Here is an 11,437-nt window from a genome sequence, read left to right on the forward strand (position 1 = left end):
ATGGTCTTCCGAATCTCTGGCGGATATTTATAGAAAACGCTCAAAACTTCCCGGTTTATCTAATATTGAATCTTTCCGGAATATGCGCATAGACCGCCACTGCATTGAACTCTCGGGCCAGCTTTTCAGAACTCCCGGCATAGGGCTTACTATGGTTTGGTAAATATTTTGCTCGACAACCATACTCGATACTTCCATCTCTTGCCCGCCGGGTTATTCCCCAATCCAAAGCAATACTGCTAGGTCGAGCAGGCTTTTCGCAGTTTATTATATCTGCGGCATTTGACAAGGCCTCATAAGTCCGTCGTTTACACGAAATTTTTTGGGGGGCTCGAAGCTGTACCAATCGGCCTTGTTTGAAAAGCGGTGGATCTTTTCCACTGTGCCGCACTCAGAATTCTTGAAATACACAGCGTATTCCTGCGATTTTTGCCTTCTCAACGGCAATTTTGGCCCATAAGTTCCCATATTTCGGTTATTGGTACAGCTTCTAAGAATATGTGGTCGCCAGACCGTTTCGCTGCGCCTTGAGGTGCGGACAATATCACGCCCTTATAGGGCAAGTGCAGTCCTCCCGTTATACGGGTGGTCCTGACTTTCCTGATTCACTTTACTCAGTTCCAAAGGCCGCCTGAAGCGTCTCCACGTCCCGTCTGGCCAGATCGACCGGGTCCTCTCCCCCACAGGTCAGGTTAGGCCGGTAGTAAAAATTCTCAGAGATAATCCAGCCGGAATACCCAATTTCCTGGATGGCCTCCACGGACTCCCGGAACTCAGTGATGCCCTGCCCCAACAGAACGATGGGTGTCTCCACCGTAATATATCCGTCCTCATTGGGACGAGACTCCTTCATATGGAAGTGGTCTATGCGCTCCTTCCCCAGTGCGCGGATCAGGTCCGCCGGCTTTCCGGTTCCATACATCATTGGATTATGCGTATCAAAGCAGAGCGTTACCCTGCCGCCCAATCCATCTAGAAACGCCACATGCTCCTCCAAGGTCATGTCTGTCTCCATAGCGATATTGACCCCATAGGCATCCGCAATCTCCGCGGCACAGCGTTCCATCTCAAATACGTGCCGGCGCTTTGCCGCCGTGTTCATACGCATCCCGTCCACAATGACTGTGGGAATTCCCATCTGATGTGCCGCAATAATTCCCTTCTCAATGCTCTCCCGGCAGATTCTCCCCTCCGGCGAGTCGGGACTGTGCCGGACATATCCCTGGTGGCCCAACGTGTACAGATGGATGGACAGCAGCTCAATGCCATACTTGGACGCAGCCTCCAGATAGTGCTCTTGTACACGCCGGTCCGTCAGCGGATAGGCGTGCAGGGATCCTCCTGCATCCCCCAGCTGCATACCGGTAAAGCCGGCCTCGCGGGCCATTTTCAGCGCCAGCGCGCCCCAGCAGGGAAAGCTCCATTCACACGCTCCAAACTTGAATCCGCTCATATCATATCCTCCCCGGCTGATTTTGTTTTGCTTTGAAATGCTGTTTGCAGAGCGTGGACATCCCTGTGGGCCAGCGACACATAATCCTCCCCCGGAGCTTGGAGTTTAGGATGGTAATACGGCGTATCCGAAAAAATCCACCCCGTGTATCCCGTGTCTTGAACGGCCTGCGCTGCCTCCGCGAAGCGCGCGATTCCCTGTCCGAGCAGGCTCGCCTCCTCTGTGGCAGGAAAGCCCTCTTTGTCGGGGGGGAAATCCCGTACCCGAAAGTGGTCCACTGGTTCTGCTCCAAAGGAACGAATCAGGTCCGCAGGTATATCGGAAGTGCAGATAAGCGGCGTGTAGGTGTCCATCGCCAGCTTCACTTTTCCATCAAAGGTATCCAGCAGCAGGCGCACCGCATCTGGAGCCAGGTCGGTGGATACCGCGATCCGAATGCCATGGCACTCGCCCTGTTCCACCGCGTAGCGCAGGTTTTCCAGGGCATATTGGTTCTGGGCTGTACCAAAGGTCCCCTTCACCGCAATCGTAATGGAGGTAATTCCCATCTGCTCCGCGGCGGCTACCCCGCTCCGGATGCTCTCCAGGCACTGTCCACCCTGCGGCGTGTTTTTGCTGTATTTTATAAAGCCCTGATAGTCCAGGGTGTACAGATAGATCGAGACAAGCTCCATTTGCCAGGAAGCCGCCGCCTCCAGATAATCCTCCTGTACACGACGGAAGGTCAGGGGGAAGGAATCCTTTCTTCTGAGATCCAAGCCATACCGCTCGTACTCCACATAACCGCTGTTTCCCGGATGTGGTTGAAGATATCCCCCGGCATCTGCGAGCTGTAGCCCCTCAAAGCCCGCCTCATGCGCCATTTGCACTGCCAGAGCACCCCAGCAGGGAAATGTGTGTTCACAGGCGCCAAACCGATATGCTTTCATATAGAACCTCCTTAATTGATTCGTAAAACTCCCAAATATGAACGAAGCCCTGTCAATCCTCCCAAAAGTCCCGAAATCAAATGGGCAGTGTTGATAAACAGGCCGAACTGTGTTATAATAATTAAAAAATCATTATTTTAGCTTGATTTGCGCCGCTCATGAGGCATCCGAAAAAGGCGTATCTCCATGAGAGGAACCGAGTTTGTACCATAACATATCAAACGCCGCGCTGGGGTTTTCCGGCGGCATGTGGCGGCGGTGTATCGAAGGGGTGAGCCTTGTTGGATATCCGGGAGCTAAAGTATTTTGCTCAGATTGCGTCCTCTGCCAGCTACTCCGCAGCGGCAGAAAAGCTGTACATCTCCCAGCCCGCGCTGAGCAAGGTTATTCAGAAAATGGAAAACGAGCTTGGGTTCAAGCTGTTCTACACCTGCCAGCGCCAACAGAAGCTGACAGAGGCCGGCCATCGTCTCTACGAAAAAGCCCTGCGGGTCATCAGTGAGTACGACGGCATCGCCAACGCAGTCCAGCTGGATGAGGACGCCTATCAGGGTCAGGTTTTCCTGGGCTTTCCGGCTGTGGCAGGCACCTGCTTTTTCTGTGAGCTGATTGCCGAGTTCTCCAAAGCCTATCCGAATATCAAGCTGTGTATTAAGGAGGGCGGCGCCCAGCGGATCATGGCCGATGTGGAGTCCGGTACTTTGGATATCGGGTGCGCTGTCATGCCGGTATCCGAAGAGCGGTTTGAGCTCTGGCCCTTTGTGCGGGACATCTCTCGCCTTGTGGTCAGCGACGTCCACCCGCTGGCGGACAAACGGCGGATTACCCTTCCGGAACTGAAAGACGAATTTTTTGTGCTGCTGGGCACAGAGTTTTCCACTCACCACGACATCTGCGCCGCGCTACGCGATGCGGGTTTTGAGCCAAAACTCCGGCTGCTCTCCACGCAGTGGGACTTCATCATCCAGCTGGTGCGGCTGAATTACGGAATCTCCTTCCTTCCGCAGTCCCTCTTTCAGCGATTCTCTTACCCGGATATCCGCCTGCTGGAGGTGGACCATCTGATGCGGTATCAAGACCTTGTCCTGATCACCAAAAAGAAACGCTATCTCTCCAGAAACACAGTGTGCTTCATTGACTTTGTCAGCGAACGGATGCGTCAAAAGGGCTTTGCCTCCATAGCGGGCCAGACCGGCCGGCTGTTTCCGGAAGCCGCACGATGAGGAGGCGCTGCCTTGGATATTCATGAGTTAAAATGCTTTGCGCAGGCCGCAAAGGACGGCAGTTACTCTGTTGCCGCCGCAAAGCTGTGCATTTCTCAGCCAACCCTCAGCAAAATTATCCAACGGATGGAAAGCGAGCTGGGAACGGAACTTTTTTACACTTTTCAGCACCGGCAGCGGCTCACCGATGCCGGAGAGGCCCTGCTGAAAAAGGTCCTCCGCGTAATCCATGAGTATGACAGCATTACAGAATCTCTGCACCTGAACGACCGTGCCTGTCAGGGACAAATTTTTGTAGGCTTCCCTCCCATAGCGGGAATTTGCTATTTTGGAGAACTGATTGCCTCCTTTTCTACGCAATACCCCGGCATCAAGGTCTGCGTCACAGAGGCTGGCAGTCAGGATATTATGGACGCCGTGGAATCTGGCGCACTGGATGTCGGCTGCGCCAGCGCACCGGTCCCGGAGGATAAGTTTGACCACGTTAAATTTATACATGACAGCTACTGTTTGGCGGTCAGCAGCCATCATCCTTTATCCAGGCGGGATGCGGTCTCTGTGGGCGAGCTGAAAAACGAGACTTTTATCGTCTCTGACAGCAGCTTTTCCACCTACCACTCCATGCGCTATGCCTGCCGGGAGGTGGGATTTGACCCCAAGATTGCCCTGTATTCCGCCCGGTGGGACTTTATTGTCCAAATGGTCCGGCTGAACTATGGAATTTCTTTCCAGCCCCGCTCAATTTTCAAGCGGTTCTCCTTTCCAGATATTCATCTTCTGGAGGTTCGGCATCCGATCATGGACCACTGGCTGGAGCTGATTACGAAAAAGAATGTCTACACCTCCAGGGGGGTCAACTGTTTCATCAGCTTCGCCATGGAGCGGATGGAACAGGACCCCGACGCTTCGGCGCTCGTATCTCCGCTGGCCAGGCGAATTGATTGATTTTGAAAGAGGCCGCCGGCTGCATCTGGCGGCCCTCTTTTTTTATTCCCCGCCATTGGGCTCGATGATGATCTTGATAGAAGCAGGGTCCGCCCAATTCAAATCCAGCGCTTCGAAATATTGTTCCAGTGGGAACGTATGTGTAATGGAGAGCTCCGGATCGATCTTTCCGGCAGCCATGGCGGCAAGACATTTGCTGAAGCTATGGTGCTGGAAGGTACTCCCGATGTAATTCAGTTCCTTGCGGACAAACAGTCCCATATCCAGCGAAACCGTTCGCTTCTCCGTGGCAGGGAAGGAGTAATTGGCGAAGGTTCCCCCCGCTTTCAGCAGGGAAATACTGCGCTCAGACAGCTCCGCGTTTCCAATGGTGTCGATGATATAGTCCAGCCCGTGAGGGAAGCGTTTCCGCAGGATCGCCTCATGGATGCTGAAGTCGCTGGGATCTGCCAGAATGGTGGACACCCCCCGGCTGGCGATACGCTCCAGCTTGTTCATCTGGCAGTCCAACGCCGTCACGGTACCGGCCGCAGTCCCCTTTGCCAGTTGGGCCATCAAATTTCCGCTGGCGCCGCAGCCCAGGATCAGGACGTCCGCGGAGCAGGGAATCTCACACCGCTCGATGCACCGAAAACAGCAGCCCACAAGCTCTGTTAAGGCTGCCGCCTTGAAAGAGACATTATCGGGAATGGCATAGACATGGCTCTCATTCACGGCGACCAGCTCCGCCATGGCACCGTTGACACTGTGGCCAATGGCCTGATAGTCCTCGCAAAAGGAGAATTCTCCACGCTGACAGTGGTAGCACGTCCAGCACGGCATCCCATTGTCCGCCGTGACCCTGTCCCCCGGCTGGAAACGGCGCACCTCTTTGCCTACCCGCTCCACAACACCGGAGAATTCATGCCCTGGAATGACCGGGTAGCGGCCCAAAACCGCGCCGTTCCGGTCATGGCTGGTATCCGCCGGTTTACAGATGCCGCAGGCCTTGACGCGGATCACCACCTGATGATCTCCGCAGACCGGCTCCGGCATCTCGATGATACCTCCGTTGACACGGCCCGGCTTTTGATAGAGCAATGCTTTCATATCGATGTCTCCCCCTCTTTATTGAATCAGAGCCTGAAGCGCCTCCTCCGGCATGGAGGCGCGGGGCCCGACGACACGGCTGCCCACCTCAAAGGTGATGCCAAGCTCCTCCCGCATATCGAAATAGGCAAAGTGCCGCCCAAGGAAGTACCCCTCCATCAGGGGGGTCTTCCCCACCTCTTCCCGCAGAAACCGCAGACCCTCCTCCCGGTTTGCCAGGCGAATATTCAAGTGGTGAATCCCCGGACCGTGCTCCTCTAAAAAGTCATTGATTGGACCGCCGGCGCTCCCCTCCACCGGGGCGAACATCTCAATATCCATACCGCCCATAAAGAAGTTCGCCTGCTGATAGGCATATTCACCCTGGACGCCGTGATAGATCTGCGGTTCCAGCTTGCCCTCGTGAATCAGCTCCAGCGACTTGCCAAAGGTCAGGGAGCTTTCGTCAATCCCCAGCCATCTGCGCATCTGCGCCAAGCCCTCTTCCAGATCCCGCACAACTACGGCTACCTGACAGACCAGATCCAATTTCAGCTTTGTCATAACCGGTAACTCCTTTCACAGCCGAAGGCGGTAGACCATTTCAGCCTCCGCCGGTGTAAACGGCACATAGCTGGCGGTCAAAAGCCTTTGCTTTGTCTGGAAAATACTCTCGACGAAGGGAGCAATGTCCGCTTCGGTCATTCCGGCTTCCCGAAGCCTCCGGGGCGGGCAGAGCTGATTCAGCAGGCGTTCCAGCCCGGCAAACGGAGCTGCCGTATCCAAGCCAGTTCTGCGCAGCGCCGGAATCAAGAGCTGCCGCAGTTCTTCCAACAGCGGGCCGTCCGCCGCCTCTTCATAATGTGTAAACACCGCTGTCAGAAATTGACAGATAGCCTCTCCGTGGGGCATCTTACAGCGCTCCCCAACGGGATAGGCCAGCGCATGGACAGGCCCGGCTCCGCCGTTGTTGACGGCCATACCGGCAAGGCAGCTGGCCGTTAGAAACTGCTTTTCCAAACCGGCCCTGGCAGCTTCCCCGCTCAGAGTCAGGGCGGCGTAACCGTCCATCAGAAGCGTAATAGCGCGTGCTCCCATGGCGCGTGCCATCTCATTTCCTCCAGTGGCGGAGACATAGGATTCCATGGCGTGTCCCAGCGCGTCCACCGAGCAGTGAATGAACGTGCGCCAGGGCAGGCCGGAGAGCAGCTCCGGCACCAGCACCGCATGGGCCGCAGATAACTCCGGCGCCAGCACGCCCATTTTCAGGCCGGTATCCTCCATGGTGACGATTCCGCCGAAGGTGACCTCGCTGCCGGTTCCGCAGGTGGTCGGCAGAGCAATGAGCTCCTTATCCAATATCAGAGGAATTGTCTGCTCCATGACCCTCCGGCAGGGATAGGCGTTTTTGACACATAGAATCTTGGCGGTGTCGATGACGCTCCCTCCGCCCATGGCGATCACGCGATGAACCGGGAGTGCAGCGATGTCCTGCAAAATAGCGTCGATCATGCTCTCTGTAGGCTCGCCGGGGCCGTATTGGTCCTTTAGCAGCACCTGACAGGAGAGGGACCGCGCAGACCTCTCGTATAACACGCTCTCCGTAAAAAGCAGATCGCCCTCCCCCACAGAGAAAGCCTCTGCAAAGTCATAGAATTTTTCAAAACAGCTGACTACAGGCCGCACGCAAAACATCTGCACTGTGCATCCCCCCCTCAAATGGTAAAACCCCGGGCATTCCGCGGCCCGCAGGGGCCAACCATACGGTCCCACAGCGTCATGGAAAAGCCCATCTCTTCCGTAAAGTCAAACAGCTGATAATGCCCTTCTTCCAGGATCATCTCACAGGCCGGACGGAGCCCCGCCGCAGCGTACTGCTTCAGCAGCTCCGCCTGTTCCTCCGCGTAGATACCCAGATGGTGAAAGCCCTGCCCGTGGGCCAGAAGGCTGTCGGAGTATGGGTCACCTCCCTGTTTGTTCAGCGGTTCTATCAGCACCATATCAATCCCGCCCAGATCAAACCGTACCGCTTTAACCGGACATGGCACCTCCTTGCCGTGATAGAGGCAGCAGGCCTGGGATATCTGATTGGAGGCATCCTTGATGGACTCCCAGCAAAAATCAACCAGTCTTTTCCAGCTCTCAAGAGTGGTCTCCAGCGCATGGACGACACAAACCACTTGAAAAATCTGTTTTTCGGTACGGTTCATGGCATATACTCCTTTTCTGCTTTTACAAAAAACCGATCACGCGTCCGCGCATCGGTTTTTTGTAAGCATATCATGTTATTTAGGCCTTGTTTGATCAATGGCAAAATACCCGACGGCGCGAGATTTTTTTGCCGGTCAAGGCGATTTGAGGCCGCTATATTTTGCGCATGGCAGGGAAAATCAACGCGGAGCGGCGGAAAAAGGTCCGCCGGCCCGCGTTATTTTAGCAGTGCGGGCAGCCATGTAGACAGGCCGGGAATAAACATCATCAGAATCAGCACTCCGGCGCAGCAGCCGAGGAACGGCCAAATGTAGTGAACGACCTCCACATACTGCGTCTTTTTCAGCTTAGTGGTCACGAACACATTGACGCAGAAAGGCGGGGAGATGGCGCCCATGCACAGGTTCACCAGGATAATGCCGGCCATTTGCACCTGATTGATGCCATAGGCATCCGCGATGGGAGTCAGGAGCGGCACAAACAGCAAAATGGCGGCGTTGCTGTCGATGAACATTCCGCAGATAATGAACAGCACATTGACGATCAGCAGGAACACGATGGGGGAACTGATATTTTCCGTAATGAGGACAACCAGCTGCTGGGAAATGCCGGAAAAAGCGATGGCCTTGCAGGCCACGTTGGCAAAGGCCATAATCAGCAGAATCACACCGGTAAGGCTGATGGTGAACATCATCATATCCCTCAGGCTGCCGGAAACGCTCTCCGGCCTGGTCTTCCGCCGGATAAAATAGTAAATCAGGCCATACAGGGCGGAAATGGCGCCGGCCTCGGTTGCTGTGAAGATGCCGCCATAAATTCCGCCGAAGATAATCACCGGCATCAGCAGCGCCCAAAAGGCGTTCTTGGTGCTCACACCGATGTGTTTGACGTACTGGCTGATAACGAAAGGCTCTTCCACCTTGGGTTCAACCTTAATTCTGTGAAAATAGTTTACAATACTGAACAAAGCCGCCAGCAAAATCCCCGGAATCAGCGTACACATCCATGCGTCGGCTATGCTGATGCCGGAGGCGGTCGCATAGATAATGCCGGTCATGCTCGGGGGAATCAAAACCCCCAGGAAGCCGGCGGACGCCATCAGCGCCGCCTGATAGGCCGGCTCATAGCCCCTTTTGTCCATCTCAGGGAACACGATCTTGCCAATAGCGGCAATGGTGGCCTGGGTGGACCCTGTCAGTGCGCCGAACAGCGCACAGGCAAACACAGCTACCGTTCCGGTGCTCGCCCGGACCCGGCCCACAAATGCGTCGATGAAATTGAAAATGCTTTTGGAAATACCGGAGTATTCCATAATTGCGCCTGCGAACAAAAAGAATGGGATGGCCAGCAGGGAGAAGTTGTCCAGACCGTAAAACGCGGTCTGGGAGAAGCTGTTCATGGAATAACCATAGACCGTGAACACCACCGCGCCGCCCAGGCCGATTCCAAACGCCACCGGAACCCGGAGCAGCAGTGAGGCGGCAAGAAACACAATGAGAAATAGAACCAATACCTGCATCTCTCACGCCTCCTCTTCCTCAATCGCCGCCGCGGGCTTTTCAGCGCCAAACCAATACTCCCGGGGCAGCAAAATATTGAATATCGTGTGCAGAATAATTAGGCCGCAGCCGATGAAAACAAATGTCATAGGCAGCGTCATTTTGAAGCCCATTGTGTTGGAGACTGTGCCCATTTTCCCGATCTTCTGCATATAGATCCAGAAATAATGCGTGAAGAAGATCATAACGCCCAGTACGATGACCTGTCCGATTCGGTCTACCACGTTGAGGATATGGATCATATTTTTCAGACCGTATCAAATATCGGCATTATACCCGTCATCGCCATTGAAGACGCAGCGAAAGCGGTCCCCCTGGCCAGGGCTCTGACTGCCGGCGGCCTCCCCGCCGCCGAGGTCACCTTCCGCACTGCCGCCGGCGAGGAGGCCATCCGCCAGATTGCCCGGAACTGCCCCGAGGTACTGGTGGGCGCGGGCACCGTGCTGAACCTGGACCAATGCGACCGGGCCATCGCCGCCGGGGCAAAGTTCATCGTCTCCCCCGGCTACAACGAGGCGCTGGTAAACCACTGCGTCGAGAAAAACATCCCCGTCTTCCCCGGCTGCGTCAACGCCTCCGACATGACCCGGGCCGTCAATGCCGGGCTGAAGATCGTCAAGTTCTTTCCCGCCGAGCAGTCCGGCGGCGTGGCCTTCCTAAAGGCTTTGGCCCCGGTGCTGCCGCTCAGCTTCATGCCCACAGGCGGTGTAAACACCAAGAATCTGATGGACTACCTGTCCTTTGACCGCATCACCGCCTGCGGCGGCACCTGGATGGTGAAAAAAGATCTGATCGAGGGCGAGAAGTGGGATGAGATCACAACCATCTGCAAAGATGCCGTGAAAACCATGCTGGGCTTTGAGCTGCGGCATATCGGCCTCAACTGTGCCGATGAGGAGAACGCTGAAAAGACCGCCCGGGCTTTCTGCGCCCTGTTCGGGCTGGAGTACAGGCCGGGCAATTCCTCCATCTTTGCCGGCTCCGCCGTGGAGTGCATGAAGCGGCCGTTCCTTGGCGAAAAAGGCCATATCGCCATCGGTACCAACAGTGTGGACCGGGCCATCTACCACCTGGGCCTCCAGGGCGTGGAGTTTGACGAGTCCACCCGCAAGACGGACGGCAGGGGCAGGACCAAGGCCATTTATCTCAAGGACAGCATCGGCGGCTTCGCCATCCATCTGGCGGGGAAATAAGGAGGAGAGTCAATATGGCTAAAGTTGTTACCTTCGGCGAGCTGATGATCCGGCTCCAGCCCTACAACTACGAGCGCTTTGTCCAGGCGGATCACCTGGAATTCAGTTTCGGCGGCGGCGAGGCCAACGTGGCCGTCTCCCTGGCCAACTACGGTCTGGACGCCGCCTACGTCACCAAGCTCCCCGCCCACGCCATCGGGCAGGCCGCCGTCAACTCCCTGCGCCGCTATGGCGTGGACACCTCCCTGATTGTCCGGGGCGGCGACCGGGTTGGCATCTACTTCAACGAAAAGGGCGCCTCCCAGCGGGGCAGCGTCTGTATCTATGACCGGGCCCACTCCGCCATTCAGGAGGCCGCTGCCGCCGACTTTGACTGGAACAAGATTTTTGAGGGCGCGGAGTGGTTCCACTTCACCGGCATCACCCCGGCTCTGGGCCCCAATGTGGCCGACATCTGCCGGGAGGCCTGCAAGACCGCCAAGGCCAAAGGCGTCAAGATTTCCTGCGACCTGAACTACCGGGGCAAGCTGTGGACCCGGGAACAGGCCCGGGCGGCCATGACCGACCTGTGCCAGTACGTAGACGTGTGTATCTCCAACGAGGAGGACGCCAAGGACGTCTTCGGCATCGAGGCCGAGGCCACCGACATCACCGGCGGCTCTTTAAACCACGAGGGCTACAAATCCGTGGCCAAGCAGCTGGCCGGCAAGTTCGGCTTTGAAATGGTGGCCATTACTCTGCGGGAGAGCCACTCCGCCTTTGACAACGGCTGGAGCGCCATGCTCTACAACGTGGCCAAGGACGAGTACTGCTTCTCCAAGAAGTACGAGCTGCACATCATCGACCGGGTGGGCGG

The 11,437-nt window shown here is 56.0% G+C and carries 12 protein-coding genes; 4 read left to right on the top strand and 8 right to left on the bottom strand.

Annotated features, from left to right (window positions below):
* Positions 1 to 610 precede the first annotated feature (610 nt).
* Together QZ326_RS08085 and QZ326_RS08090 are read right to left on the bottom strand one after the other, a co-directional pair.
* Positions 611 to 1,453 carry a sugar phosphate isomerase/epimerase gene (locus QZ326_RS08085; RefSeq protein ID WP_295743688.1) on the bottom strand — a complete coding sequence of 281 codons (843 nt, stop codon included), beginning with the start codon at positions 1,451 to 1,453 and terminating at the stop codon, positions 611 to 613.
* Positions 1,450 to 2,382 carry a sugar phosphate isomerase/epimerase gene (locus QZ326_RS08090; protein WP_295743691.1) on the bottom strand — a complete coding sequence of 311 codons (933 nt, stop codon included), beginning with the start codon at positions 2,380 to 2,382 and terminating at the stop codon, positions 1,450 to 1,452. Before QZ326_RS08090 ends, QZ326_RS08085 begins: the two co-directional genes overlap by 4 nt.
* Before the next feature lie 278 nt (positions 2,383 to 2,660).
* Here QZ326_RS08090 and QZ326_RS08095 point away from each other — a divergent pair, with 278 nt between their 5' ends.
* On the top strand, positions 2,661 to 3,605 hold the full coding sequence (locus tag QZ326_RS08095) for a LysR substrate-binding domain-containing protein (RefSeq protein WP_295743695.1): 945 nt from the start codon (positions 2,661 to 2,663) through the stop codon (positions 3,603 to 3,605).
* 12 nt (positions 3,606 to 3,617) lie between these two features.
* Positions 3,618 to 4,550 (top strand): LysR family transcriptional regulator, encoded by a 933-nt coding sequence (locus QZ326_RS08100; protein ID WP_295743698.1) that lies wholly within the window; start codon positions 3,618 to 3,620, stop codon positions 4,548 to 4,550.
* 42 nt (positions 4,551 to 4,592) lie between these two features.
* Here the strand turns inward: QZ326_RS08100 and QZ326_RS08105 are convergent, their stop codons facing one another.
* The 6 genes from QZ326_RS08105 to QZ326_RS08130 all read right to left on the bottom strand — a co-directional run bounded on the left by QZ326_RS08105 (position 4,593) and on the right by QZ326_RS08130 (position 9,630).
* Positions 4,593 to 5,639, bottom strand: coding sequence for a zinc-binding dehydrogenase (locus QZ326_RS08105; protein ID WP_295743701.1), 1,047 nt, complete (start codon positions 5,637 to 5,639; stop codon positions 4,593 to 4,595).
* A gap of 18 nt (positions 5,640 to 5,657) precedes the next feature.
* The gene (locus QZ326_RS08110) at positions 5,658 to 6,182 is read right to left on the bottom strand and encodes a VOC family protein (RefSeq protein WP_295743704.1); all 525 of its coding nucleotides are present in this window, start codon (positions 6,180 to 6,182) and stop codon (positions 5,658 to 5,660) included.
* A 15-nt stretch (positions 6,183 to 6,197) separates the two neighbouring features.
* On the bottom strand, positions 6,198 to 7,313 hold the full coding sequence (locus tag QZ326_RS08115) for an iron-containing alcohol dehydrogenase (protein ID WP_295743721.1): 1,116 nt from the start codon (positions 7,311 to 7,313) through the stop codon (positions 6,198 to 6,200).
* 20 nt (positions 7,314 to 7,333) lie between these two features.
* Entirely contained in the window at positions 7,334 to 7,828 is a 495-nt protein-coding gene (locus QZ326_RS08120; protein WP_295743706.1) for a VOC family protein, read from the bottom strand.
* Between the two features lie 218 nt (positions 7,829 to 8,046).
* Positions 8,047 to 9,348 carry a TRAP transporter large permease gene (locus tag QZ326_RS08125; RefSeq protein WP_295743708.1) on the bottom strand — a complete coding sequence of 434 codons (1,302 nt, stop codon included), beginning with the start codon at positions 9,346 to 9,348 and terminating at the stop codon, positions 8,047 to 8,049.
* A gap of 3 nt (positions 9,349 to 9,351) precedes the next feature.
* Complete coding sequence (locus QZ326_RS08130; protein WP_295743711.1) at positions 9,352 to 9,630, bottom strand: TRAP transporter small permease subunit; 279 nt, start codon at positions 9,628 to 9,630, stop codon at positions 9,352 to 9,354.
* Between QZ326_RS08130 and eda the strand changes: the two genes are divergently transcribed.
* A complete protein-coding gene (gene eda / locus QZ326_RS08135) occupies positions 9,622 to 10,581 on the top strand; it encodes a bifunctional 4-hydroxy-2-oxoglutarate aldolase/2-dehydro-3-deoxy-phosphogluconate aldolase (protein ID WP_295743714.1) in 960 nt (319 codons plus the stop codon). The two genes, QZ326_RS08130 and eda, sit on opposite strands and share 9 nt — an antisense overlap.
* Before the next feature lie 14 nt (positions 10,582 to 10,595).
* Positions 10,596 to 11,437, top strand: an 842-nt coding sequence (locus QZ326_RS08140; protein WP_295743718.1) for a sugar kinase, incomplete at its 3' end; no start/stop codon positions are given.

The organism is uncultured Oscillibacter sp., from assembly GCF_910587525.1.
GTDB lineage: Bacteria > Bacillota > Clostridia > Oscillospirales > Oscillospiraceae > Oscillibacter.

Bases quoted from the DNA above. Each gene is read 5' to 3' on its own strand.
- QZ326_RS08085 (WP_295743688.1), bottom strand. From the start codon at position 1,453: ATGAGCGGATTCAAGTTTGGAGCGTGTGAATGGAGCTTTCCCTGCTGG.
- QZ326_RS08090 (WP_295743691.1), bottom strand. From the start codon at position 2,382: ATGAAAGCATATCGGTTTGGCGCCTGTGAACACACATTTCCCTGCTGG.
- QZ326_RS08105 (WP_295743701.1), bottom strand. From the start codon at position 5,639: ATGAAAGCATTGCTCTATCAAAAGCCGGGCCGTGTCAACGGAGGTATC.
- QZ326_RS08110 (WP_295743704.1), bottom strand. From the start codon at position 6,182: ATGACAAAGCTGAAATTGGATCTGGTCTGTCAGGTAGCCGTAGTTGTG.
- QZ326_RS08115 (WP_295743721.1), bottom strand. From the start codon at position 7,313: ATGTTTTGCGTGCGGCCTGTAGTCAGCTGTTTTGAAAAATTCTATGAC.
- QZ326_RS08120 (WP_295743706.1), bottom strand. From the start codon at position 7,828: ATGAACCGTACCGAAAAACAGATTTTTCAAGTGGTTTGTGTCGTCCAT.
- QZ326_RS08125 (WP_295743708.1), bottom strand. From the start codon at position 9,348: ATGCAGGTATTGGTTCTATTTCTCATTGTGTTTCTTGCCGCCTCACTG.
- eda (WP_295743714.1), top strand. From the start codon at position 9,622: ATGGATCATATTTTTCAGACCGTATCAAATATCGGCATTATACCCGTC.
- QZ326_RS08130 (WP_295743711.1), bottom strand. From the start codon at position 9,630: ATGATCCATATCCTCAACGTGGTAGACCGAATCGGACAGGTCATCGTA.